Raw genomic sequence first — 24,703 nt, forward strand, 5'->3', positions numbered from 1 at the left:
GGGCGGTTCCGTTACAGCGGGCGCGGCGGGATGTGGAGGTGGTGCAGTGTCAGGATTTGGCTAGTGGGGTTGATTATGACGAGCCGGCCTAAGCGGCAGGGCGCAGACGTGCGCTGCGCGCTAGGACGTATAAGTAATAGACGAATCTAGAGCAGCCATGCCCCACGGAGAGACGTGATTAGGAATAAGGAAGCGGCACCGCAAGCCGATGGCGGTCGCCGCACTGAACATTCTGCCGACGGCCTAGGCGGGTTGTACCGTTGAGCGCAATGGAGCCTGGGATCTATGAGGTTCTAATCACCGAGGCGTTACGGACCGAACTCGGCCTAGTTGGCTCTCGCTTCGACGAGAAAGTTCGACCGCTACATTCCGCCGAGGCAGCAGACCGAATCGCGCTGCACCTCAGCCGATATGTTCAGCGGGCTCTCGATTCAGTCAACGACCGTGAGCGAGTCCACGCTGGCATCAAATTGGCACGCGACTTGATCACCCGGATCGCCCAGGTCATCGAATCGGACACTTCCGAAGCGCCGGTCGAGCCAGGCGAGGTCCTGCGCGCGATCCTGGAGAGGCGGCCGGACGGTACACCGGCGCCCATTGCTGAGCCGCTGATCCCTCTGTTGGATACCACCCTGCTCACCAACGCGCCCGGTGATCCCGGCTTACTACACCAACTCGATGCCGAGATCGAGTCGTCGGACGCAATCGACGTTGTCATGGCCTTCATCCGACGCAGCGGTATCAATCCACTTCTCTCATCACTTCGCCGGCACTGCGAACGGGGCAAGGAACTGCGCGTCCTAACGACTATCTATACCGGCTCCACTGAGCGCCATGCCCTCGAGCAGCTGATAGATATTGGCGCTCAAGTTCGCATCTCATACGACGTCAGCACGACACGTCTGCACGCCAAGGCATGGATCTTTCATCGCCGCTCCGGCTTCTCGACCGCTTACGTCGGCTCGTCGAACCTCACACACTCCGCTCAGGTCACGGGCCTCGAATGGAATATCCGAGCGTCCGCCGCACGTAACCCCGACATCATCGCGAAATGCGATGCAGTCTTCGAGAGCTATTGGCAGAGTGTGGACTTCGTTGACTACGACTCAGACCGGTTTAACAAAGAAAATGAGCGCGCCGACCGAACCGACAGCGGGTTAACGGTGGCCCTGAGCCCTATCGAAATACGCCTCGAACCTTTCCAGGAGCGTCTCCTAGAAAGAATCGCGCTGTCGCGCATCCGTGGTCACCATCGAAACCTTCTCGTCGCCGCCACCGGCACCGGCAAGACAAGAGATCACCTCCTCGAAATATCGGCGCGCGATCACCACCGGATGCCCAGGCCGCTCTCCAAAGTAAGCCTGCGCCAACCCACTGCGAGAACCCAACGCCCGCTGCACAACCCGCGACACCACCGCCGCACCAACATCCGGTGTATCAACGACATGCAGCACGGCATACTCGGCCCCTACCGCCCCAGCCTCCAGAAGCCCCGCCCGCACGGACGCGCTCAACCCAATCTGCCAGTCGGACGCAGTAACCCCAATAACGCCGTCCGGCAACGGAACCTGCGCCGCCCCCAGCACCACAAGAACAACGTCACACCCGCCACCCCGCAACGCCGCCACGGCCGAACCAAGCCATCCGGTAACAAGCACCTTCGGCTTGCCGTATCGCCGACCCGCCCCAGCCGCTAGCAGCACACCGACAACACCAGCCAAACTAACGACCGCCTAGCGGGGCGGCGCCAACAGAACCAGGAGTGACCGAAACCGGCCCAATCAGTCTCGGCGCCAGAGTATTCGCGTTCTCACCCGCCCGCGCCAGCGAATACTTGCGAATCTCGGCGCCCCCCGGACCGGCCCCGCTCACCAATAGATCCGCACCCGTGACGGTGCTCGTCGTCGCCACCGTCACCGCCGTAGCGCCAACAAAAGGTTCGAACGACGCAGTCTGCCGGAACATGACATGCCCGGAATGCGCGTCGGGGCTGTGCGTGTACATCACTGGCGCACCGTCGAGCCGCGAACCCGACGACCACACCCGCACAGTGCCGCGTTCGGCGAGCTGGCCCGTGATGATGCTCTGCGCACCACCCTCTTCGCCCGCGACCCACCCGGTCGCCAATGAGATGCCGCCGGTATAGCCCTCATCGAAAGCGGAAAACTCGCTCACCAACAAAGGCGCACCCGGCCCACCAGACGAACCGCCGGAACGTGCAGTCGGCGTAAACAAGTCATACCGGAACACCTTCACCTGCGCCGGACCCCCAGGCCCGGGGGCGGTGATGATGTTCTGCCGGCCCTGTTCATAGCTCACCAGCCCGGTAGCCACGGTGACGCCGGCCTGCGACCCGGGGTAGGGGTCGAAGCTGGAGAACACCTCGGGCGCCTTGCCCACCGGCGGCAGCTTCGAGGAGAACACCTTCACCTCCGACTCCACACCCGGACCGGTCCCGACGATGATGTTGTCCGCCATCGGGTTTGCGTCGATGTTGGCGGCCGCCACGTTCACCCCACCCTTGAAGCCGGCGTCGAACGGCGCGAACCGGGCCAGCTCCGTCTTGAACGCGTCGGCACCGCTGTAGACGACCACCTCCGGTGCCACCCCGGCGCCGGTGCCGACGATCAAATCTAAGATTGCGTCGCCATTGACGTCAGCCATCGCTACTGACGGTGCCCCTTCGAAGGCCGGGAACGGGGTAACCCCAGCAACCACCTTGTCCCCGTTGCCATCGATCACCTGGACGCCCGCCGGCGAACCCGGCCGGCCCGGCACCGCCACCGCGTACGTCGAAACCTGCGGGATCACATTCACGGTAGCCATCAGACCGTTGTCCTCGTGGTTCAGCCGATGGCAGTGAATGACGTAAGTGCCCCCGAATTCCTCGAATTCGGTGCGGAACGTCAGGGACGAGGGGGAGGTGGCGTTGTCGTCGGCATCGACGATCGGCGGCGGGACATTGGCGGTGTCCACGCTAAACATCTGCACGCCGGTGGTGGTGTTGGCCCTCGGGTTCACCACCTGCATCACCTGATAGTCGTTGACATGGATGTGCATGGGGTGACCGTCGTTGTTGTAGTTGACGATTCGCCATTCTTCCATCGTGTTCAGCCGGGGCTGAATCAGCGGAATATTCGGGAAGATGTTGCCGTCGAACTGATAGGTGAACGCCTTCGCGTCGCTCTTGCTTGCGTAGTTGTTGCCGAACCCGCCGGAGATCGTCAGCTCGCGGGTGTAGTCGGGCTTACGTACCGAGTCGTCCCGAAACGAGGTGGCGGAGTGCAATTCCATCCCCGGCTCGAAAACGGCGGTGCGCCCCGCACCGCTATCGGCGGTGGCACGTATCAACGTTTGAGTGGGGTAGGCGAAGAACCCGTCGGCGTAGCTGACGAATCTCGGGTCGATGTTGAGCTGACCCAACACGGCCGGCGGGATCTTGGCACCGTTGTTGGTATACAGCACAGCCTGACTCGTCCTGGGCTTGCCGCCCTGCATCGGCGGCATCTCCAGCACCAGATCACCGGACTTGGGCATGGTCACCGCGATCGCGAAGCGCGACGCGGGCGGAATGAACAACAGCGAACCGTCACCGTCGACGGGCCGCTCAACGCGCGGGCACGGGTTGCCGTCCTGGCCCACGATGGCAAACTTAGGATGGTTACCTGTCGCGGTCTCCGTCAATTGCACTGACATGTAGGCGATATCACTGATGTTGGCCAACACCCAGATCTCGGTTTGTCCCGGGTTGATCTTCAGCCGCGGCTGGAACTGTCCGTTGACGGTGAACTGCACATCGCGCTGATTGTCGGGCAGGGCCGGGTCGGCGGGGACGTTGACGGTCGGGCTGGTGAAACTCTGCAGGTTCGTCGGGATGAACTGGTTGGCGCCGCGCTTGTTGTCCACCGACAACGGCCCGTCGTGCCAGCTGGTGATGTACTGGGCGCGCTTCGAGGTCTGCGCGAAGTTCACCGGCGCGAGGCTGCCGGGGTAGGTGCCGTCGGCGAGTTGGTTGCCCTCCGCGGGTTTCAGCGTGTTGACCCACTGCTCCCAGTACGGGTTGTTCAGTTGGTGCCCGCCGTTTTTCCGGTCGAAAACGAAGTTGTACTGCAGCGCCATGTCGCGAATTGGGATGCTGTTCTGCGTCACGACCGGTAGGTTGCCGTCGGGCCGACCGATCTCCAGCAGGCCGGCCAGCCCCATATAGGTGTGCAGCGCGGTCAGCATGTGGCGATGGCTGTGGTACCAGTACAGCCCCTGCGGCATGTCCTTCGGCAACGGATAGTCATAGGTGTTGCCCATCCCGGCCGGAATGTTCAACAGCACATTGTCGGCGTTGCCCGAGGGGCTGACATGCAGCCCGTGGGTGTGCAGATTCAGCGGCGAGGACGTTAGCGCGGGGGGATAAAGCGGAACCTGTTCGTTGACCGGTACATAGGACGGATCGTTGAAGTCGGCGATCGTCAAACCTCGTAAGTCGTTGTCGTAGTGGACGATCAACCGCTCGCCGGGGTTGACCCGGAGCGTCGGCGCCGGGTAGGTGTTGTCGCCCTTGGTCGAGCCGTCCGAACTCGTCCCCTTCAGCAGCTCGTAGCCGTACACCAGAAAATTGGTCACCGGCTCCTTGACGGTGTCGAGATTGACCGAACCCTGGTGTGCGGACAGCCGGACCTCGAGCACACCGTCCTTGCTCGACAACCGGACCGGCTCCTTGAAGTCGGCCGGATGGCCGTCGCGCCCGGCGTTGACGCCGACTTCAGGTTGTGCGTTATGCCGCGACGAACAGGACAACGTCATCGTCACCAACGACACCACAAGTGCCAGCGCGACAGCGGTTTTCCTCGCTCGGCTCACGACGCACCCCGATTCGCAGCTGGGTGAAACTTGCCGATCGGAGATTACGCCGCCCAACGAGCAAATGGGTCAGATCTTGGTTTCCTGTGCGGATGGCTGCAACGCGCTGAAAATTCGGTCGGGCGTCAAAGGCAGCTCGCGGTATCGCACGCCGGTGGCGTCGTGAACGGCGTTGGCGATCGCCGGCGCAACCGGATTGATGCAACATTCGGCGATCCCCTTGGAGCCCGCGGGGCCCGCCGAGTCGGTCGAGCCGACCAGGATCACCTCGGTCCGTGGCGCGTCGGCGTAGGAGGGGATCCGGTAGTTGCGCAGATTCGGATTGGTCATGACGCCGTTCTCGTCGACGTGATGATGCTCGGTCAGCACGAACCCGAGCCCTTGCGTCACACCGCCTTCGATCTGGCCACGAACCTGGGCGGGATTGATCACCACGCCCGCGTCGGTGGCCTGCACGCTGTACAGGATGCGGATCTCGCCGGTGATCCGGTGCACCGCAACACGAAAGCCGTGCGCGTTGTAGGTGAGGCTGCGGGGCGAACCGTACGCCTTGCGCGATTCGGTCAACCGGATGCCGCGGTCCATGGCGGCCGCCGCCAGTGCGGTCAAGAGCACCCGGGCATCGCCGCACCGCACCGCATCGTCGTCCATCACGCACGACGCCAGATCCACACCGGTGTAGGCGGCGGCGAAGCGCAGGATCCGGTCGCGCAGCGCGGCCGCCGTGTACTGGACGGCGTTGCCGGCGACGAACAGTCCGGCGCTGGCGAAGGCTCCGGTGTCGAATCCGGTGCGGTCGGTGTCGGACTGGACCAGCCGGATCCGGCCTGGCGTGGTGCCCAGCTCGGCGGCGGCGATCTGGACGTGGGCGGTCGATGTTCCCTCGCCGAACTCCACCGTGCCGATGGCGATCTCGTAGGTGCCATCGCTGTCGAGCGTGGCCCGCCCAACGGAGATGTGTTCGGTCGGTGGTGCGGTCTCGTGCATCGAAATCGCCGTGCCGGTCCCGACCTGCCAATCCCCGTCGAGCGCGTGCCCGTTGGGCTGGACACGCAGCGCGGCCTCGACCCGGTCGATGCACTGCACCAGGCCGTCCTCGGTGAACGCGACGTCGTCGGCTTCGTCGTGGATGGAGAGCAGCGGATCGCCGGGCCGGATGATGTTGCGGCGGCGCAACTCCAGCGGATCCATGCCGAGGGCCACCGCCAGCTCGTGCATCGCCGACTCCATCGCGAACGCCGGCTGCGTCATCCCGTAACCGCGCAGCGCACCACTGGGCACGGTGTTGGTGTACACCGAATACGCGTCGAATTTCTTGTTGGGACAACGGTATATCGCGACCGCGGCACCGCCGGCGAACAGTGTCTCGCCGCCGTGGTTGCCGTAGGCGCCGGTATTGGAGATGTTGCGGAACTCGATCGCGGTGAGCGTCCCGTCGCGGCGGGCGCCCAACTTGACGGTGATCTTCATCGGGTGCCGGGGGGAGGCGGTGGTGAATTCCTCTTCGCGGGTGTATTCCCACGACACTGGGCGTCCGGTGTCCAGCGCGGCCAGCGCCACCAGGTCCTCGCTGATCACTTCCTGCTTGCCGCCGAACCCGCCGCCGACGCGCTTGCAGAACACCCTTAGCTGGTCGGGGCGCAAGTGGAAGAGGTGGGCCAGTTTTCCCTTGGCGATCGACGGTGACTGCGAGCTGGTGCGCACATGCAGCCGACCGTCTTGCATCCACGCGATCGACCCGTGCGTCTCCAGGTGGACGTGCTGCACCCGCGGCGAGAAGTAGGTGGCCTCGTGGATGACGTGGGCCTCGGCGAATCCCACTGCAGTGTCGCCAATTTCGCCGTGTAGCTCCAGCAGGATGTTGCGCTTGGGGTCCTGCACGAACGGGTCGTCAAATCCGTGCAGCTGCGGGGCGCCGGCCTCCATCGCCGCCTCGGGATCGAAAACCGCGGGCAGCACCTCGTACTCGACGACGACCTTGCGGCACCCCTCCTCGGCGGCGCCGATGCTGTCGGCCAGCACCGCGACCAGCCGCTGGCCGACGAAGCGCACCACGTTGTCCAGGATGTAGGTGTCGTCCGGGTCGACGAGGTGATCGGTGTGGATCGCGGTGGTGAACCGCTTGCGCGGCACGTCTTCCCACGTGTAGACGCGATGCACCCCGGGCACGGCCAGCGCCGCGGACTTGTCGATCGACACAATGCGGGCGTGTGCGTGCGGCGAATGCAGCACCTTCAGATGCAGCATGCCCGGCAGCTCGGTGTCCATCGTGTATTCGGCGCGCCCGGTGACGACATCCGATCCGGCGGGCGCACCCACGCTCGCGCCGATCGCCTGGCCGGGCGCGGCCTCTTCGATCGCGGCCACACCGTTGATGGCATCCTCGATCGCGCGGTAACCGGTGCAGCGGCACAGGTTGCCCTTCAGCGCGCGCGGAAGGTCCGTCCGTTGTTCGTCGGTCAGCGCGCAGGCCGTCATGATCATGCCGGGAGTGCAGAAGCCGCACTGGAATCCGGGGGAGTCGCGGAACTGTCGCTGCATCGGGTGCAGGTTCTCGGGTGAACCGAGGCCCTCGATCGTCGTCACCTCACGTCCGTCGGCGCGGAACGCCGGGGTGATGCAGCTGTGCACGGGCTGTCCGTCGAGCCAGACCGTGCACGCGCCGCAATCGCCGGCGTCGCAACCTTTCTTGACGCCATAGCAGCCCAACTGGCGCAGGAACGTCCGCAGACACTGACCCGGCCGCGGTTCCTGTGCGAACGACTCGCCGTTGACGGTGTAGCTCATCGCACGCCGCCGAGTTCGATGCGGATCTCTTCGGCGTAGTGCTTGGCGAGGTGGCGCCGGTGATCGGGTGTGCCGTTGGCGTCGGCGAACCAGATTTCGGTTGCGAGAGCATCAATGCTCGCTTGCAGAGCTTCGGCGGCGGGTAGTGCGCCGAACCGCAGCACGACCGGGCGCGTGGTACCGGCGGTGATGGTCAGTGCCAGATCATCACCCGCTGTTGTGCCGACCATGAAGATGGTGGAGCGGCCGAGCTTGGTCAGCGTGAATCGCCGGTGGGTGTGGCGGCGGTGCAGGGCATCGGCGGAAATGTAGATGCTGCGCAAGATTTCTCCTGGCGCCAGCACGCTCTCGTGATTGCCGACAACGAAATCCTCAGCGGCGACCGTGCGTTCGGTTCCGTCGGCGGCCCACAGCCGATAGGTCGCGTCCAGCGCTACCGTCATGGTGATCATCGGCCCGGCGGGCAGGGCCATGCAGATGTTGCCGCCCACCGTCGCGGCGTTCCACACCTTGAACGACGCCAGGAACGCCTCGCAGCTGGTGCGCAACAGCCCGCCGACCACCCAGTCCGACGGCGGAACGAACTCGTGCAGCTCCTTGATCGTGCAGGTGGCGCCAATTTCGAGACCTTGGGCGTCGGCGACCAAACCGGGCCAGCCCAATGCGGTCAGGTCGACCAGCCGGAGCACGGTGGGTTGCGGCTCGGAAAACAGCCATGTCCCACCGGCGAGATACGCGTCGCCGGCACGCCAGGTCGCGCCCGGCCGATCGGAAGGGCGACGGACAACGTCAACCACAGAGTTGAGATCCGTGTGACCCTCCCAGGACTAGCGGCCAGAGCTGCCCAACTCTAGATTGCCCCGGGCGGCATTTGGGTCACTTTGCCCGCTTGGGCGGCTAGTCGTCTTCTTTCGCGAGCCGCGGAATCAATCCGCCCGCCAACACATCCCTGACCTGCCGCGGCGAAAGCCGATGCCGCACGGTGAAAGACGAGTCCTTGGTGACGTTCTCGACCTGCAGCGTCTCCGAATCTGCCAGCCCGTCCAGGTTCTGGATGCGGAGTTTGTCGTCCTGGTCGACCGAGTCATAGTCGTCGGGATCCTCGAACTCGACCGCGAGGATCCCGTAGTTGGCCAGATTTTGCCAGTGGATCCGCGCGAACGACTTGGCGATGACGACGCGCAGCCCGAGATAGCGGGGTGCGATCGCGGCGTGCTCGCGCGAGGAGCCCTGACCGTAGTTCTCGCCGGCCACGATGATGTGTCCACTCTCCTCGGCCTCCTGCGCGCGCTCCGGATAGGAGTCGTCGACCCGGGTGAAGCTGAACATCGCCAGCTTCGGGATGTTGGACCGGAACGGCAGGGCCTGCACGCCGGCGGGTGAGATCTCGTCGGTGGAGATGTTGTCGCCTACCTTGAGCAGCACCGGCGCCTCCAGCTCCTCGGGCAGCGGTGACAGTTCTGGCAGGCTGGAGATGTTGGGGCCCTTCACCGGCTCCACCTTTTGGGCTTCCTCGGGGTCGAGCGGCGGCACCAGCATCGCGGTGTTCACCGAATTCTTCTCGGGCAGATCGAGTTTCGGGTATTCCATGCCGACCTCGCGGGCCCAGTCCCGCGGATCGGTGATCACGCCGGTCAGTGCCGACGCCGCGGCGGTTTCCGGCGAGCACAACCACACCGAATCTTCCTTGGTGCCGGATCGGCCGGGGAAGTTGCGCGGCATGGTGCGCAGCGAGTTGCGGCCCACCGCCGGGGCCTGACCCATGCCGATGCAGCCCATGCACCCGGCCTGGTGGATGCGCGCACCGCCCATCACCAGATCCAGCGTCGCGCCCATCTTCGTCAGGTCAGCCAGGATCTCGCGTGAGGTCGGGTTGATGTCGAAGCTGACCTGCGGCGCGGTTTGCCGGTTGGCCACCATCGCGGCGGCGATCGCGAAGTCACGCAGGCCGGGGTTGGCGCTGGACCCAATCACCGCCTGCGCGATCTCCTCGCCGGCCACTTCCCGCACCGGCACCACGTTGCCCGGTGAGGACGGCTTGGCGATCAGCGGCTCGATCTCGGACAGGTCGATCGTGTCCTCGACGTCGTAGTCGCATCCGTCGTCGGCCAGCAGCTCCACCCAGTCGTCCTCGCGTCCTTCGGCGCGAAGGAACTCGCGCACCGCGTCGTCGCTGGGGAACACCGTCGTGGTGGCGCCGAGTTCGGCACCCATGTTCGCGATCACGTGCCGGTCCATCGCCGTCAAATTGGCCAGGCCGGGACCGTAGTACTCGATGATCCGGTTCACCCCGCCCTTGACGTCGTGGCGGCGCAGCATCTCCAGGATCACGTCTTTGGCCGAGCACCACTCCGGCAGTTCGCCTTCCAGTCGGACGCCCCAGACTTCGGGCATCCGGATGTGCAGCGGGCGCCCGGTGATGGCCAGCGCTACCTCGAGCCCGCCGACGCCGATCGCCAGCATACCCAGCGAACCGGCGGCCGGTGTGTGCGAATCGGATCCCACCATGGTCTTCCCCGGGACGCCGAACCGCTGCATGTGCGTGGGGTGCGAGACGCCGTTGCCGGGTTTGGAGAACCACAGGCCGAAGCGTTGCGCCGCGGTGCGCAGGTATTCGTGATCCTCGGCGTTTTTCTCGTCACCCTGCAGCAGGTTGTGGTCGACGTATTGCACGCTGACGTCGGTCTGTGCCTGGTCGAGGCCGAGCGCTTCGAGTTCCTGCATCACCAGCGTGCCGGTCGCATCCTGGGTCAGCGTCTGGTCGATATGGATCGCGATCTCTTCCCCGGGTTTCATCTCGCCGGATTCCAGATGGGAATCGATCAGCTTGTACGTGAGGTTCATGGACATCCCTGGCTCCCTCCTGACCGCGACGGGTGACGCGCCGCTTGGAGGGGGGATACCCCATAAATTCCGGTAGTACTGCCGCTAGCGCGGCAAGACCTCCTCGATCGCGCTGATCACCTCCGGCGCGTCCGGCTCGGTCCGCGGCCGGAACCGCTTGACCACCTCGCCGTCGGGCGCCAAGAGAAACTTCTCGAAGTTCCACTGAATGTCGCCGGCCTTACCGTCGGAGTCGGTCGCCTTGGTGAGCTCGGCGTAGAGCGGGTGGCGATCGTCGCCGTTGACGTCGGTCTTGGCCAGCAGAGGGAAGGTCACCCCGTAGGTGGTCGAGCAGAACGTCTGGATCTCTTCGGCGGTGCCGGGCTCCTGGCCCATGAATTGGTTGCACGGGACACCGACGACCGTCAGGCCGCGGTCGGCGTAGTCCTCGGCGAGCTTCTCCAATCCGGCGTACTGCGGGGTGAGTCCGCACTTGGAGGCGACGTTCACGACAAGCGTTGCGCCGTCAGACAATTCGGCCAGGGTGGCCGGCTTGCCGTCGAGCGTGGTCAGGGGAATGTCTTTGATGGTCACGCCGCTGACGCTAACACTGCTTCGCTCGGGTATACGGCCGGGCGGTCGCGGTAGATTGCCCTATGCGGATTGTTCGCTTGTTCGGTGTGCTTCTGACGACCCTGGCGACAGTGTTGCTGCTGGCCTTCCCGGTGGCCGCGCAGCCGCCCGGCAAGCTCACCGACCACATCACCGACAGCAATCATGTGTTGACCGATTCCGGACGGGCGGCGGTCAGCTCGGCCATCGACCGGCTCTACCGTGACCGGCACATTCAGTTGTGGGTGGCCTACGTCGACAACTTCTCGAATTTCAAGCCGGAGAACTGGGCCGACCACACCCGCAGCGATACCGGGATGGGCGACGACGACGCGCTGCTGGCCGTAGCGACGAACACAAAAAGCAGCAAGACGTACACGTTCACCCTGCCGAGGGGTGTCAGCGCAAACGAGCTGAACAGCTTGCAGCGCAACCAGATTGAGCCTGCCGTGAACGCCAAGGACTGGACCGCCGCCGCCGTCGGGACCGCGGACGCGTTGAATACGTCGGCAAGCGCGCCGTCGCGGAACTGGCTGCCGATCGTGATCGCCGTCGTTGCCGCGGTGCTGCTCTTGGTGCTGGTTTTTCTGTTTCTTCGAGCCCGCCGCCGCCGGACGCCGGGCCCGGGTCCCGGCGCCGCGAACATTGGAGGCCGCGATCTTCCGCTTGACCAGGCATTGGCCCGGGCGGACGCCAGACTGCACCAGATCACCGACTACGTCGCCAGGCACCACAAGAACGTCGGCGCCGAGGCTCAGAAGCAGTTCGCCGAGGCGAAACGGCACCTGGCCGCCGCGCACGACAAGCAAGCGACCAACGCCACCGACGCGATCGCCCATGCCAACGCGGCGTCCACGCTGGCCGCAAAGGCGCAGACGTTGGCGAACGCGGACGTGCTCAAGGCCCACCGCGGCAAGTAGCCGGGATTAGTTGTATTTCGTGCTTCCCGCGATCGGGTGCGTCGTGCTGATCAACTTCGCGATGCAGTGATCCCGGTCGAATCCGTTGCTCTTGCACCAGTTCAACGCGCCTTGGGGATCGAGGAATGTGGTGCCGGCAATGCTCACCCAATAGTCCGGCTCCGAGAACGTCGACCAGTCGCCCGACCACAACAGCTTCGCGTTGTACAGCTGCCGCAGCCGCAGATGCTCCTGCAGCGCCATCGCGTTGTCCCACCGAACACCGCCTTCGATGGTGCCGGGGCGCTTGGAACTGAGTTGTGGAACCCAGCGGCCGACGGCCTGCGTCGCAACGAGGGGGCGGTCGTTGTTCACGTACTGGCGCAATTGCTGCTCGGCATCGGGCGCCGCGGATGACGTAATCGTTGGCGCCGGCACCGGACGAGAGGCCGAGGCCGATGTCGTTGAGTAGGACGGCTCAACGGTGACCGTGTGCGTGGTTTGGTAGGTCGGGGATTCCGCGGTGGGGGAGGCGACCGTCGTCGTCGGAGACGGGTCGGGGCCCGGGTTTTGGTTCGCCACGAATGCGACCAGAACCACAACGACGACCACGAGCGCCGCGGCCACCGCGATCAGCGTCGGCACCAGGTACTTGCGAGAGTCGTCACCGCTGTACGGCGGAACCGTTGGGGGCGTGGGGAAGCGATAGTGCTCATGCCCGCCAGGGGGTGGCGGGTTGTGCGGCGCGAAGATCGTGTCCGCGCTCGACGCTGCCGATTCACCGGCGGACAACGCACGCTTGGCGGCACGCGCGAGCGCGCCCGCGCTGCCGTAGCGGTCATCGGGATCCTTGGCCATGCCCCGGGCGATGACCTCGTCGAGCGCGGCGGGAATGCCCCGCCGCACCACGCTGGGCCGCGGGGGAAGCGACGACAGATGACCGGCAATGACTTGTTGGTGACCGCCGGCGAACGGCTGACGACCGGTCAGGGCTTCGTACAGCACGCACGCCAGCGCGTAGACATCCACCGCCGCGGTGGCGGGCTGATTGCTGTTCAGGCGTTCCGGTGCCATGTAGGCGAAGCTGCCCACTTGATAACCCGTCATCGTCAGGTGTGTTTCGCCGCGTGCCTCGGCGATGCCGAAGTCGACCAGGTAGGCGAAATCGTCGGGCGTGACGATGATGTTCTGCGGTTTGACGTCGCGGTGGATCAACCCGTTGGCGTGCGCCGCGTCCAGCGCAGCGGCGACCTGGCGGATGATGTCGATCGCCCGTTCGGGCGGCAGCGCCTGTCGCTCAAGGAGCTCGTGCAGCGTCTGACCGTTGACAAGTCGCATGTCGATGTACAGCGTGTGATCGATCTCGCCCCAGTCGTGGATCGGAATGACATGTGGCTCCTGAAGAATGGCCGCCGCGTGCGACTCGCGAAGAAAGCGCTCACGGAACGTGTCGTCGTCCGCGAACTGCTCGGTGAGCACCTTCAGCGCCACGGCTCTACGCTTGTCGGTGTCGAACGCCTCGTACACCTCGCCCATGCCGCCCTTGCCAAGCAGCCGGCTCACTTCATATTTGCCGAACGTTCCGCCGACGAGCGATTTCATGCCATTTCCTCCTGTCGGCCAGTATGCGGCGGAGGTATGACAACCTGCAGGCGTTTGCCGGGGCGATTTTTTCGCCAGCCGCCGACGATCCTTGCGGCCCTGAGTCTTTCGTGACAGGAGTGACCCACGGGGGCGCTGTGGCTGAAGGGACAGCTTATGGCTCGCGTGCGCCGCTGATCCCGTGCCGCTTCCGCGCACCGCGCGGCACCGTCAAGTTAGCGAAGGGCAGCGGCAAGTCGGGATCACAGACAGCCACCCGCGCCGACGCGGACGCGGCACTCACAAAGGTGTCGAGCATTGCACGTTCGGCGGCGTCGACGGACGCGCACGGCGCATAGTGCACCCACAGCTGGTCCAGATTGGCCAGTGTCTTCAGCGGCCAGCCGCCGGCGTGTGGTTTCCGGGCACCGAGCGCCGTCTTGTAGTACTGCCGAACCCGCTTGGCGACCGACGTCCCCGCCAGTCCGATGTAGAGAACCGTTTCGTCGGCCAGCCACATCGAGGCAAGACGCTCGGCGAGGGCGTCGGCGGTGGGCCGTCGACCGTCCAGCAGGAGCTCGGGGCGGACATCGAGCAACTGCTGCACGGCGGCGGCCGAAACCGGGCAAACCGCTTGTGTGACAACCTCATCCGGCACTTCGGCGAGCGCGACAAGGTATACGCCCGGTCCGTCGAGCTGCACCCGCTGGTGCCATCGGGTTGCGCCGGCCCAGTTGAGTTGGACTGCCCGCAAGAGGCTTTCAACAGTTGACGGCATGCCTATTGGCCGGCCGTCCCGGTCGGGCGTCAAGCCAAGGGCGATGTCGCTACGGCTGCGGCTCGTAGAACCGCGCGCACTCGGGCGTCCACAGGGCGCCTTGCTCGCGCTGAATCTTGCAGTACGCGATCATCTCTTCGACTGCGCCCGGGTCTTCTTCTCCGCAAGTGTGATTCAGCAGGCACGGGTCCTCGGGCGTCGCGGTAACCGCGGCCGGGTTGTTGGTAAACGTATCGGCCGCACCGGCGCCGATGCTGACCGCCAAGCCAGCGGATACAGCTAGCACCCAGAGCAACCGCGTTGAACGGCGGGCAATGCCAGTCTGCGACGCCGTACATGCCGACAATGGTCTGATCATCTACCACTCCTTTCATAGCTGGCGGCTCATTATGGCAATTAATTCTGGATGTTGCCTGTCGAGAGGGATCGAGGCACCTGCCGCGACGCCCAGTCAACCGGTCTCCGAATGCCGGCGCGCTGGCATACCCTGCCGCGCAATCGCTTTTGACTGCAGAACGAACTACTCCACCTCGCCCGGCACCATCGGCGCATTGAGGCTGGTGTTGTACTGCGGGCAGTACGCCAACGTGGCGGCGTTCACGACGTTCAATGCGGTGCGCTCGTCGTCAATACTCGACCCGCTGGCCAAACCCAGCGTGCCCACGCCATTGCCGGCGAGTACCAAACCGGCGGCCTGCAGGTCGGTTTGGCCCTGGCCCCTGGCGGTGCACACCTGTTCCGCCAGCGGAATGATCTCCCGGGCGGCCGCTTCCGACGTCGGCGGAGTGAATACACGCGTCATGTAGTCGACGAAGAAGGTTTCGCCGCTGCCCGGCCCCGGCTCCGCCTGCGCGGCAGGTGCGACCGCGATTGCCAGCACCACGATCGCAGGCGTGACTCGAATTGCGAAGCCCGACACGTGTCCTCCCACTGTCTGATTGGTCAGCGGAGCTTACCGGTGAATCCCGTCGCAAAGGGGCAGACGCGCGGAAATTGTTTGCTGAGCCGATCTAGGGCAAGAATCATCGGAGACGAGCGTAGGAGGGGCCATGCCGGTGTCCGGTGCGCTGAGGACGCGCACCACCCAAGGGCTCGCTGCGTTACTCGTCTACCTGCTGGGTGCCCTCCTGCTCACCTTCCGCGCCTGGCGCGACCCGGCCCACGGCTGGGCGGGCAATTGTTGCGACCAGCAACAGACAATCTGGTACCTCGGCTGGACGCCGCACGCGCTGGCCAACGGCCTCGACCCGTTCTTCACTACCCAGATCGGCGCTCCCGCCGGCGTGAACCTGATGTGGAACACGCCGATGACGCTGCTCGGACTGCTCGGCTGGCTGCCCGCCAGGATCGGCGGCCCGATTTTCGGGTTCAACGTGCTGATGGTCCTCGGCATCACCCTCAGCGGATTCACAGCCTGGCTCGCGATCCGCCGTTACACCGGCGACGGCCTGGGCCCGATGACCGGCGGCGCCATCTATGCCTTCTCGCCGTACGTCGCCTCGCACGCGGCGTTGCACCTCAATCTGACCACGGCCTGGGTGCCGCCGCTGTTCCTGCTCGTCCTCGACGAGCTCCTGGTCACCCGGCGAAGGCCGCCCTGGCAGTCCGGCATGGCGCTCGGAATCCTCAGCGCCGCACAGCTTTACATCACCGAGGAGATGCTCGCCGCGAGCGTGCTGGCCGCCGCGGTGCTGGTCGGCGTGCTGGCCCTGGTGCGCCAGGACGGCCGGATCCGGCAGTCAACCGCCCGGCTCGCCACCGCACTCGGCGTCGCCACCCTCACCTTTCTGACACTGACGGCCTACCCGCTGGCCGTCCAGTTCTTCGGGCCGCAGCGGATCAACGGCCAGGTGCAGGATCCCAACATCTTCTCGACCGATCTGTTGAACCTGATCCTCCCGACGCCCTACCAGCTCATCGCTCCGGACGCGGTCACCCACGTGTCCGAAAAGTTCAGCGGCCTCTACCACGAGGCGACCGGCTACCTCGGCCTGCCGCTCATCCTGCTGATCGTCGTGGTCGCGATCCGGCAGTGGGGCGACTTGCGAGTCCGCATCGCAACCATCACCGGGGCACTCATCCTCGTGCTCTCGCTCGGGCCGGAACTGCACGTCGGCAACAACGCGTTGCACATTCCGCTGCCGTGGTTGCTCTTCGCGAAGCTGCCGCTGCTCAAACATCTTCTGCCGGGCCGGTTTACGTTGTTCGTCTGGCTCGCAGTCGCCGTGGTCATCGCGATCACCGTGCAGCGCGCCACCAAAGTGGCCCCGCGCAAACGGGCGCAATGGCTCGTCGCGATCGCGGCCGCGCTCGTCGTCATCCTGCCCGCCCCGCTGGAGCAGCGGGCGTCCTACACGCCGCTGTTCTTCCGCACCTGGGCAAGCCAGGGCATCAAGCCCGACGAAATCGTGCTCGTCGCCCCATACTTCCTCGACGCGGCCGGCCGAGCCGAGCCGATGCTGTGGGCCGCCGACACGGACTACGGGCTGCGGATGCCCGAGGCCTACGCCTACATGCCGCAACCGGACGGCCGCACACGCACCGGACCGCCGCCAACGCGGCTAGCCCAGATCATGCTGATGATCCAGGACGACAAGATCCCAGTGCTGGCGCGCGACGAGGTGCGCGCCCAGATCGCCGCGGACCTGCGTGCCGCCGACGTGCGGCACGTGATCGTGGGGCCGATGCAGCAATGGCCGGCCATGTTCGCGTTCTTCACCGACCTGTTCGGCCGCGACCCGCAGCGGGTCGGTGAGATCGGGATCTGGCGTGACGTCAACCTCCGAGGCGTCGTCGCACCCCCTGCGGAGCCTCGATAACGGCGCTGATCGACAACGCCCCGCTAACGCTCAGCAGAATTTTTCCCACCGACCTCGATCGGACACCTAAGATTCAGCGGGTGTTCATCGGCGAAACGCAGCGGGTGCAGTGGCAGGCCCGACTGGCCCGCACGTGGCCGGTACTTGCCGTCGCCGCGATCACGCTGCTGCTGATAGCGCTGCAGGTCACGGCGACCAGCTCGGGATTTCAGGGCCCGCTACACAGCCTGTTCAGCGACTACGTCGCCACCCCGAAATCGGCCACGGTGCCGTGGGTGGGCCTGGGCATGGCCATGGTTGGGCTGGCAAACCGGAGCCGCGTCATCGCGCTGTCGGTGGCCGCGGGCCTCGACGTCCTCTTCGCCGCCGAGCGGCTACTGCGCGGCGGCGCCTTCACCGTCGGCAACGGACCGGTCATCGTGCTCACCGCGTTGGCGCTGACCGTCGGCTGGCGACGCCTCGTGAGGGGCGAACAGATCGTCGCCGCCCGCGGCATCGCGTTCGGCGTGCTGTTGGTGATCGCGACCAAAGTCGGCGACGCCTGGCTGAAGATCACCGCGCTCTACCGTCCGAGCGTCCTGGACGAGTACGCGCTGCTGGCCGACCACGCGCTGGCCCAACCGTCCTGGCTGATGGGCCGCCTGGTCCATGCCACCGGCCCCGTTCTGAGCGGCGTGCTGCACTGGGTCTACATCGAGTTGCCCGTGGCGGGCTTGGTGGTCGCCGTCTACCAATTGCGCAACGTCCGCACGGCTGGCTGGCCGCGGCATTTCCTGGTGCCCACGTTTTTGGTGCTCGGCCTGATCGGGCCGGTCATCTACATCCTGTTCCCGCTGGTCGGACCCGACTTCGCGTTCGGCAGCGGCGGCAAGGGCTTCGAAGTCGGCGACTTCTGGCCGCACGCCCTGCCGCCGATCGACTGGGCACCGCACGCGGTCGCCTTTGACGACTTCACTCCCCGCAACTGCATGCCGTCGATGCACACGGCCTGGGCGCTGGCGGTGTTTCTGCACTCCCGCGGTGGCCCGCGGTGGCTGCGCGCCGGCGGCACGTTCTGGCTGCTGTGCACCATTGCCGCGACGTTGGGATTCGGCTACCACTACGGCGTCGACCTGATGGCCGGCGCGGTTCTGTGCCTGACCGTCGAGTCGGCGCTGCGCGAACTGCAGCCGGGCCGGGTCTGGTCGCGGCTGGGGATGGTGGCGTTCGGTTCGTCGTTTCTGGTGGTCCTGCTGCTGTGCTGCCGCTACCTGGCCGAGGTCATGGCGCGCCATCCGCTGCTGTTCGGTCCGCTGATGATCGGGACCATGGCGGTGTTCTGCAGCGCGTTCTACGCCACCTTCATGGCTCGGGCCGGCAAGCCGGCCGAGGCCAGAGCGCGCTCGGTCGGCAGCAGTCTCGCCGCGGCCGTGCTGACGGCGGAGCACGCCGCCCAACCCGAGCCCGGAACGAGTCGCGCCTGACGGCTACGACCTGAAGTTCAGGAGCTCGTCGATCTTCTTCAACCGCTTGGTGACCAACCCCGCGATGTCGACGGAACGGTCCGGCGAGCAGGTGACGATCTCCGACACCACGTTGGCCTTGGCGATCACCGCGAACTCACACACCCACTTCTGCCCGACGAGGTTCGTTGACCACTGCGCCACCTCCGGCGGCGTGTCGGCCAACGGCGTCGGATGCACGGTGTTCCGGCGGCCGTCGTCACCCCAGGCGGTCACCGGGCGCTGGCAATCGGTCACGGTCTTGCGCACCGAATCGAGGAAGCCCGCGGCACTGAAGTCGCTCGGGTAGGTGGCCGACACCTCCAACAGTTGGTGCTGGTCCGGCTGATGGTCCTGCTGGGTGCGTGCCTCTCGGCCGGTGTAGTTGCTCGGGAACAGCGGGTAGCGGCCGAACGCCACCGCACCGTGGCATTCGTCCGGATCCGCGCCGATGAACAGCGCGGACTGCATGTCGGTCTCGGTCAACGGGCTCTTCGCCACCACGGCGAATGACCCGGATGCCGTCAACAGGTCCTCGAGCTGCGACGGGAAGATCGGTCCGGTGGCTGGCGCCCCCTTCGGCGCGGCCTTGGGGGAGCCGTCGACGACGCTGTCGCAGGCCGAGAGCGCCAGGCAACACCCGAGCGCCAGGAAGCCGATCCGCAAGGAAAGACCAGCAGGCACGGTCACATTCTCCAGCATCTATCAGGTAGCCGGGAAATCGCGCGGCAACTCGCGGCTTTCGAACCTTGACAGTGTAACTGTTACAGTGTCATCGTTAGGCATGGGCGAGCGGGCGTCGTGGACGCTGGACGAGTTGGTGAGCAGGGTCGCCGACGCCCTGGCCACCGCTGCCTACCCGGGATCGCCCAACGGCCGGGTCCGCGAGGTACCGGATCGCCGCGCCATCCGCTGGTACACCACCACCGGACTCGTCGACCGCCCGACGATGCAGGGGCGCACCGCGATGTACGGCCCCCGGCATCTGCTGCAGGTCGTTGCGGTGAAAAAGCTTCAGGCGCAAGGCCTCCCGCTTGCGCAGATCCAGGCCGAGCTTGCCGGTGCGACCGAGAAGACGCTGCACCGGATCGCCGGCATCCCCGACGAACTCCTCACCGCCGAACCCGACCGCCCGCAGCCGGCGCCCACCCCGCGCCGCACTCGGTTCTGGGCCGACCCGGTGCCGGAACCGACCACCAACGGTCTGAGCACCGCGCTGACCGCCGTCGGTCTGCCCGGTGGGGCGCTGCTGCTGTTGCCCGCCCAACCCTCCGATGCCGACATTCAGGCAATTCGTGCGGCCGCCGGGCCGCTGCTGGAACTGCTGGCCGACCGCGGCCTGCTGCCCCTCGATGAACGGAGTTCGTCATGACCGTCCGCACCCCGTCGACGACCGGCGCAGCGAGCGCAGCCGATGGCCACCCCGGTGCCCTGCGAACCGAGCGGGGCAACCTGCCGCTCGACCGCGTCGACGTCCGCGCCGACATCACCGGGCTCACCAGCCAGGTCGAGCTGACGCAGGACTTCGTCAACACCTTCGACGTGCCGCTGGAAGCCAGCTACGTGTTTCCGCTGCCGGACCACGCGGCCGTCACCGACCTGCGGCTGACCCTGGACGGCCGCGTCATTCCGGCCGAATTGCAGGAACGCGAGGAAGCCCGGCGCGGTTACGACACGTCCGTCACCGCAGGTCGGCGCGCGTCCATCACCGAGGAGGAGCGCCCCGACGTCTTCACCATCCGCGTCGGCAACATCAGGCCCGGTGAACGGGTGAACGCCGCAATCACCTTGGTCATCCCGCTGTCTTGCCAAGACGGTGAGGCGACGTTCCGGTTGCCGCTGGTGGTTGCGCCCCGATATATCCCGGGCGAACCGATCGCCGGTGCCGCGGTGGGCGACGGCCACACAGGTGACACCGATGCCGTTCCCGACGCATCTCGGATCAGCCCGCCCGTGTTGCTGCCGGGCTTTCCCCGCCGCGTTCCGCTGAGCATCGACATCGGTATTGACTCCGTAGAGCTTTCCGACGTGACCTCGAATTTGCCAACGGAGACCACCGGCGAGGGCCGCCTCAGGGTGCTGACCGGCGCGCGCGCCGACCGTGACCTGGTGCTCCGAATGCCCTATGCCGCAGACGATTCCCTGCTGCTGGTGCCTGACGCCGACGGCGACGACGGAACCTATCTGTTGACGGTGCAACCGGCCGCGTCGAATGTTCCTGCGCGCCCGCGCAACCTGGTGCTGTTGCTGGACTGCTCCGACAGCATGAGCGGTTGGAAGACCGCGGCCGCCCGCCGCGCCGCCGCCCGCATCGTCGACGCGCTCACCGCCGCCGACCGGTTCGCGGTGCTGACCTTCGCCGATCGGATCGACCGGCCGGCGGGCCTGGCCGATGGCCTGGTTGCGGCCAACGACCGCAACCGCTTTCGCGCGATCGAACACCTGACCCGCGTCGAGGCCGAGGGCGACACCGGCCTCTTCGCGCCGTTACAGGAGGCGCTCAGCTTGCTGCGGGACACCGAGGACGCGACCGTCGTCCTCATCTCCGACGGGCAGGTCGGCAACGAGGACCAGATTCTGCGCGGGCTGACCACCGGCCTGCAGCGGGTCCGCCTGCACGCGCTGGGCATCGACCAGGCCGCCAACGCCGGATTCCTGCGGCGACTGGCCAGCGTCGGGGGCGGCCACTGCGAACTGATCGAGAGCGAGGACCGGCTCGATGACGCCCTGCAGGCCATGCAGTCCCGCATCGGCGCGCCGCTGGTCCGGTCACTGTCATTGCGCGCCGACGGTCTGTCCCTGCTCGATGACACCGCAAGCCCGGCGCGGCTGCCCGACCTGCTACCCGGAGTGCCACTCGTCGTCACTGGGCGCTACCGCGGCAGCGCGGACGGTTCGCTGACGGTGCGCGGTGTCGACCGCGACGGCGAGGACTGGGCGGTCAGGGTTGCCGGACAACGAGTTTCACTGTTGGCGGCAAGGGCCCAGTGGGCCCGCGCGCACCTGCGCGACCTCGAGGACCGCTACGCCTCCGCGCCAGACCGGGCGGCGCGAATCGTCGAAACGTCGCTGCAGTTCGGTGTGTTGAGTCGCTTCACGGCATACGTCGCCGCCGACGAGCGGATCGTCGCCACGGGCGAGCTGCAGCACCGCGTCATGCAGCCGGTCGAGATGCCGGCCGGCTGGGCGCTCGACGCCAAAGACATCGGAACCAAGCATTCTGAGCCTAAACCGCCGCGAATCGTCAAGTTGCGCAACGTGATTGCGGTCGTGGTTGCCGGTGCGGTGCTGCTGGGCGGGGGCGGGATCATGACGCTGAGCCGCGACGGCTCATCACCAGCGACGCGCGACGGCGTGGCCGCGGGCAAGCTGACCGAGGCGCCCAACCAATACCGGCCCGAACCCAGCAGCGGACTCCCGGCGACCCTGGGCGGCGGCATCGCCGACAACACCACGGTCGCGCCGGCACCGCTGGCACCGCCAACGGACAGCACGTTGAAACGCGACATCGTCACCAACGGGTCGCTGCAACTCGTCGTCGCCGAGCCCGGCCCGGTCGCCGACCAGCTCGTCAACGCGGTCACCGACGCTGGCGGGCGGGTCGACTCGCGAACCGAGCGGTCCGGGTCGTCCGCGCCGGTGGTGGGTCTGGTACTGCGCATCCCCGCGGACAAGCTGGACGCGGTCCTGGCCGACGCGAAGAAGTTCGGGACCGTGCAGTCGATGTCGATCAACCACACCGACGTCACCACCCAGCGCGTCGACCTTGACGCCCGCATCGAGGCACTGCAGACATCGGTCAAGCGGCTGCTGGAACTGATGAGCAAGGCCGGCAACGTCGCCGACCTGCTCTCCGCGGAATCGCAGCTGACCCAACGGCAGGCCGACCTCGATTCGCTCAAGGCGCAGCGCTCCACCCTGGGTGACGAAATCTCCTATGCGACAATCAATGTCAACATCTCCACCGAGTCGAAGGAGTCGCCGCAAGGATTCTTTGGGGCATTGGAACGCGGGTGGCATGCACTGCTCGGCGCCGCGCACACTGGCTTGCTGTTGGTCGGTTTCCTGCTGCCGTGGCTGGTCCTGCTGTCGGTGCCGGTGTTCGTGCTCGTGCTGTGGCTGCGTCGCAAGGCAGCAAAGGGAGCGGCAGAGGCGAAGGCCTGAAGGTCTGTTTCAATTGTTTCAATTGGCAAGACGCGGGATAGAATGGTGGCATGTCTCCCGTCAACGCCCTCGTCACCCAGGTTGAGGAACGCGTACGCCGCGACCCGGATTTCGCCAGGCTCCTCGACGCGCTGCTTGACGTGCCGACCGTTCCGCTCGAGCAGCTGGAGCGCGTCGCCGCGCGCAAGCTGAACAACGAGCGGCGGGCCGGGATGATGGGTGACTTCCGGGCCGGCGCCCTCCCCACCCGCGAGGTCCAGGCCCGGCTGGGCTACGAGACGCCCCAGGCGGTGCACGAACTGCGCCGCCGCGGCAAGGTGCTCGGCGTCACCGTCGGTAACAACACTTGGTTCCCGGCCTGGCAGTTCCAGGACGGCCGGTTGCGGTCGGACCTGCCGGAGATCCTCACGGCGTTGGCGCGCTTCACCTCCGACCCGGTCGCGGCCGACCGCATCATGCGGATCAAGCGCGAGGAACTGGACGGCGCGTCGATCTCGGAAGGGTTGCGGCGCAAGAAAACCGCCGACACCGCCTGGCGGCTGCTCGCCGGACTCGGTGCCTAACCTCGCGGCGGGTTACCGGGCGCCGCTGCCGGACAGACGTCCGGTTGGCCTGGCCAGCCGCACCGTCCCGGCGGGCACCGAACTGTGGCGCGTCGAAGCGGCCGCGCCCGCCGACTGGACGTGGACCGGATTCCCGCAACCGCGTTTTCGGTTCGATCCGGAGTCGGGCGGCTTCCGCACCCGTTACGCGGCGACCGCATCCGAGGGCGCGTTCCGGGAGCGCTATCGCGACACCGGCCGGATGATTCCCGCCGACCACGCGTCTCAATACCTGATCCGGCTGGTCGCGAAGCGGCCGTTGCGGATCTTCGACCTCAGGACGCAACGCAACCTCGATGCCCTCGACGTCGACGACCAGATCAGCACCGGCCAGCGCAGCCGGGTCTGGCACACCTGTCACCGGCTGGCCGATGCCGCCCGCCGCTGGTGGCCCGAGCTCGACGCGATCGTGTACCGGTCGCGCACCACCCCGGAAACCTCGGTTAATTACGCATTCTTCGCCCACGACGCGTTCACTGCGGAATCGTGGTTACTTGCCGATCGGACCGATATCCTTGTCGACTTGGTCCTTCGGCATGACTTCACCGTCAACTGGGAGATTTAAGGGACATGTCCGAAACGCCGACGCGCCCGGCGGCGCATCCGGCGTTACGTGCCCTAGCCCGGGCATGGGCCCCGCGTCCCACCGCGGCCAAACGGGCCGCCAAGGATTTCTGGCGGCCGCTGCCGGTGGCCGTGTGCGCTGAGGTTCGCTGGGCATTCCATCCGCCGCGGACCTGGCTGTCGGGTGTCCTGGCCAACCTCGTGCTGGCGGCCGCCTGGCTGCTGGTGCAACCACTGGCTTCTCGCGCCGAACATCCCACCCCGCACTTCCACCACAACCAGCTCGACTGGGTGATCCTGGTCAGCACCTACTTCTCCTCGTTCATCCTCGCCGACGTCACCACCACCAATCTGCTTGGCGGCGACCACTATCGGGTCACACAGGGGCTGGCCGACGGGGTGCCGATCTGGCGCGTGCTGGTGATCAAGAATCTGGCGCTGATCGTGATCGTCGGCCTCCCGACGCTGGCGGTCGCGGCGGCGCTGACGATGTCCAAGGAGGGGGTGCCGCAGCTGGCCATGACGATCCCCAACGTCGCGGTGCCCATCGTGTCCTGGCTCGGCGTGGGCAACGTCCTCTCGGTGCTGCATCCGGTGCCCGCGGAACCCCTGATCCGCCGCGGGCGCCCGCGCCCCCCCCCGCGCCCCCCCCCCGGGGGGGGGGGCGCGGGGCCGGGGGCGGGTGGGGGGGGCCCGGGGCGCCCCGCGGGGGCGGGGGGGGCGCCCGGGGGTCGGGTCA

General features: G+C 66.5%; 19 protein-coding genes and 1 pseudogene. 9 read left to right on the forward strand and 11 right to left on the reverse strand.

Translation table 11 applies throughout. From position 1 onward, the window contains the following. Positions 1-269: 269 nt before the first annotated feature. Positions 270-1,067 (forward strand): annotated as a pseudogene (locus A9X01_RS31930) (phospholipase D-like domain-containing protein); the annotation flags it as partial. Between the two features lie 147 nt (positions 1,068-1,214). On the opposite strand, the gene A9X01_RS30140 reads toward A9X01_RS31930, so the two are convergent. From A9X01_RS30140 to A9X01_RS22415, 6 genes are all read right to left on the reverse strand, one after another. Continuing rightward, positions 1,215-1,703: a nucleotidyltransferase family protein gene (locus tag A9X01_RS30140; protein WP_155772229.1), complete on the reverse strand. Its 489-nt coding sequence runs from the start codon at positions 1,701-1,703 to the stop codon at positions 1,215-1,217. A 19-nt stretch (positions 1,704-1,722) separates the two neighbouring features. Beyond that, positions 1,723-4,797, reverse strand: coding sequence for a multicopper oxidase family protein (locus A9X01_RS22395; protein WP_065122837.1), 3,075 nt, complete (start codon positions 4,795-4,797; stop codon positions 1,723-1,725). Between the two features lie 126 nt (positions 4,798-4,923). Beyond that, entirely contained in the window at positions 4,924-7,641 is a 2,718-nt protein-coding gene (locus tag A9X01_RS22400) for a molybdopterin-dependent oxidoreductase (protein ID WP_065122822.1), read from the reverse strand. Next, positions 7,638-8,438 (reverse strand): FAD binding domain-containing protein, encoded by an 801-nt coding sequence (locus tag A9X01_RS22405; protein ID WP_065122823.1) that lies wholly within the window; start codon positions 8,436-8,438, stop codon positions 7,638-7,640. Before A9X01_RS22405 ends, A9X01_RS22400 begins: the two co-directional genes overlap by 4 nt. Positions 8,439-8,538: 100 nt before the next feature. Then, positions 8,539-10,491 (reverse strand): aconitate hydratase, encoded by a 1,953-nt coding sequence (locus A9X01_RS22410; RefSeq protein WP_065122824.1) that lies wholly within the window; start codon positions 10,489-10,491, stop codon positions 8,539-8,541. Between the two features lie 78 nt (positions 10,492-10,569). After that, a complete protein-coding gene (locus A9X01_RS22415; RefSeq protein ID WP_065122825.1) occupies positions 10,570-11,058 on the reverse strand; it encodes a glutathione peroxidase in 489 nt (162 codons plus the stop codon). A 62-nt stretch (positions 11,059-11,120) separates the two neighbouring features. Here A9X01_RS22415 and A9X01_RS22420 point away from each other — a divergent pair, with 62 nt between their 5' ends. Next, positions 11,121-11,996 (forward strand): TPM domain-containing protein, encoded by an 876-nt coding sequence (locus A9X01_RS22420; RefSeq protein WP_065122826.1) that lies wholly within the window; start codon positions 11,121-11,123, stop codon positions 11,994-11,996. A gap of 6 nt (positions 11,997-12,002) precedes the next feature. Here A9X01_RS22420 and A9X01_RS22425 read toward each other — a convergent pair whose 3' ends face one another. The 4 genes from A9X01_RS22425 to A9X01_RS22440 all read right to left on the reverse strand — a co-directional run bounded on the left by A9X01_RS22425 (position 12,003) and on the right by A9X01_RS22440 (position 15,253). Further along, positions 12,003-13,577, reverse strand: a complete 1,575-nt coding sequence (locus A9X01_RS22425; RefSeq protein ID WP_065122827.1) for a serine/threonine-protein kinase — start codon at positions 13,575-13,577, stop codon at positions 12,003-12,005. Between the two features lie 154 nt (positions 13,578-13,731). Continuing rightward, positions 13,732-14,310, reverse strand: coding sequence for a hypothetical protein (locus A9X01_RS22430; RefSeq protein WP_065122828.1), 579 nt, complete (start codon positions 14,308-14,310; stop codon positions 13,732-13,734). 73 nt (positions 14,311-14,383) lie between these two features. Next, on the reverse strand, positions 14,384-14,692 hold the full coding sequence (locus A9X01_RS22435) for a hypothetical protein (RefSeq protein ID WP_155772228.1): 309 nt from the start codon (positions 14,690-14,692) through the stop codon (positions 14,384-14,386). 162 nt (positions 14,693-14,854) lie between these two features. Continuing rightward, the gene (locus A9X01_RS22440) at positions 14,855-15,253 is read right to left on the reverse strand and encodes a DUF732 domain-containing protein (protein WP_172832584.1); all 399 of its coding nucleotides are present in this window, start codon (positions 15,251-15,253) and stop codon (positions 14,855-14,857) included. Positions 15,254-15,383: 130 nt separating this feature from the next. On the opposite strand from A9X01_RS22440, the gene A9X01_RS22445 reads away from it, so the two are divergent. Continuing rightward, complete coding sequence (locus A9X01_RS22445) at positions 15,384-17,153, forward strand: DUF6311 domain-containing protein (RefSeq protein WP_065122831.1); 1,770 nt, start codon at positions 15,384-15,386, stop codon at positions 17,151-17,153. Between the two features lie 104 nt (positions 17,154-17,257). After that, entirely contained in the window at positions 17,258-18,616 is a 1,359-nt protein-coding gene (locus A9X01_RS22450) for a phosphatase PAP2 family protein (RefSeq protein ID WP_253849309.1), read from the forward strand. Positions 18,617-18,619: 3 nt separating this feature from the next. Here the strand turns inward: A9X01_RS22450 and A9X01_RS22455 are convergent, their stop codons facing one another. Then, positions 18,620-19,318 carry a sensor domain-containing protein gene (locus A9X01_RS22455; RefSeq protein ID WP_253849308.1) on the reverse strand — a complete coding sequence of 233 codons (699 nt, stop codon included), beginning with the start codon at positions 19,316-19,318 and terminating at the stop codon, positions 18,620-18,622. A 100-nt stretch (positions 19,319-19,418) separates the two neighbouring features. Here A9X01_RS22455 and A9X01_RS22460 point away from each other — a divergent pair, with 100 nt between their 5' ends. From A9X01_RS22460 to A9X01_RS22480, 5 genes are all read left to right on the forward strand, one after another. Then, positions 19,419-20,006 carry a MerR family transcriptional regulator gene (locus tag A9X01_RS22460; protein ID WP_065122833.1) on the forward strand — a complete coding sequence of 196 codons (588 nt, stop codon included), beginning with the start codon at positions 19,419-19,421 and terminating at the stop codon, positions 20,004-20,006. Further along, positions 20,003-22,798 carry a DUF4349 domain-containing protein gene (locus A9X01_RS22465; protein WP_065122834.1) on the forward strand — a complete coding sequence of 932 codons (2,796 nt, stop codon included), beginning with the start codon at positions 20,003-20,005 and terminating at the stop codon, positions 22,796-22,798. The genes A9X01_RS22460 and A9X01_RS22465 overlap by 4 nt, the downstream gene beginning before the upstream one ends. Positions 22,799-22,848: 50 nt before the next feature. Continuing rightward, positions 22,849-23,361, forward strand: a complete 513-nt coding sequence (locus A9X01_RS22470; protein ID WP_065122835.1) for a hypothetical protein — start codon at positions 22,849-22,851, stop codon at positions 23,359-23,361. Continuing rightward, complete coding sequence (locus tag A9X01_RS22475; protein ID WP_081282553.1) at positions 23,354-23,965, forward strand: RES family NAD+ phosphorylase; 612 nt, start codon at positions 23,354-23,356, stop codon at positions 23,963-23,965. The genes A9X01_RS22470 and A9X01_RS22475 overlap by 8 nt, the downstream gene beginning before the upstream one ends. A 5-nt stretch (positions 23,966-23,970) precedes the next feature. Continuing rightward, on the forward strand, positions 23,971-24,703 hold a 733-nt coding region (locus A9X01_RS22480), incomplete at its 3' end, for a hypothetical protein (protein WP_065122836.1).

Origin of the sequence: Mycobacterium asiaticum, from assembly GCF_001668675.1 — a bacterium.
Taxonomy (GTDB): domain Bacteria; phylum Actinomycetota; class Actinomycetes; order Mycobacteriales; family Mycobacteriaceae; genus Mycobacterium; species Mycobacterium asiaticum_D.

Excerpts from the sequence above, each read along its gene's own strand:
- A9X01_RS22400 (WP_065122822.1), bottom strand. The coding sequence starts at position 7,641 with ATGAGCTACACCGTCAACGGCGAGTCGTTCGCACAGGAACCGCGGCCG.
- A9X01_RS22420 (WP_065122826.1), top strand. The coding sequence starts at position 11,121 with ATGCGGATTGTTCGCTTGTTCGGTGTGCTTCTGACGACCCTGGCGACA.
- A9X01_RS22460 (WP_065122833.1), top strand. The coding sequence starts at position 19,419 with ATGGGCGAGCGGGCGTCGTGGACGCTGGACGAGTTGGTGAGCAGGGTC.
- A9X01_RS22445 (WP_065122831.1), top strand. The coding sequence starts at position 15,384 with ATGCCGGTGTCCGGTGCGCTGAGGACGCGCACCACCCAAGGGCTCGCT.
- A9X01_RS22470 (WP_065122835.1), top strand. The coding sequence starts at position 22,849 with ATGTCTCCCGTCAACGCCCTCGTCACCCAGGTTGAGGAACGCGTACGC.
- A9X01_RS22435 (WP_155772228.1), bottom strand. The coding sequence starts at position 14,692 with ATGATCAGACCATTGTCGGCATGTACGGCGTCGCAGACTGGCATTGCC.
- A9X01_RS22465 (WP_065122834.1), top strand. The coding sequence starts at position 20,003 with ATGACCGTCCGCACCCCGTCGACGACCGGCGCAGCGAGCGCAGCCGAT.
- A9X01_RS22395 (WP_065122837.1), bottom strand. The coding sequence starts at position 4,797 with ATGACGTTGTCCTGTTCGTCGCGGCATAACGCACAACCTGAAGTCGGC.
- A9X01_RS22410 (WP_065122824.1), bottom strand. The coding sequence starts at position 10,491 with ATGTCCATGAACCTCACGTACAAGCTGATCGATTCCCATCTGGAATCC.
- A9X01_RS22425 (WP_065122827.1), bottom strand. The coding sequence starts at position 13,577 with ATGAAATCGCTCGTCGGCGGAACGTTCGGCAAATATGAAGTGAGCCGG.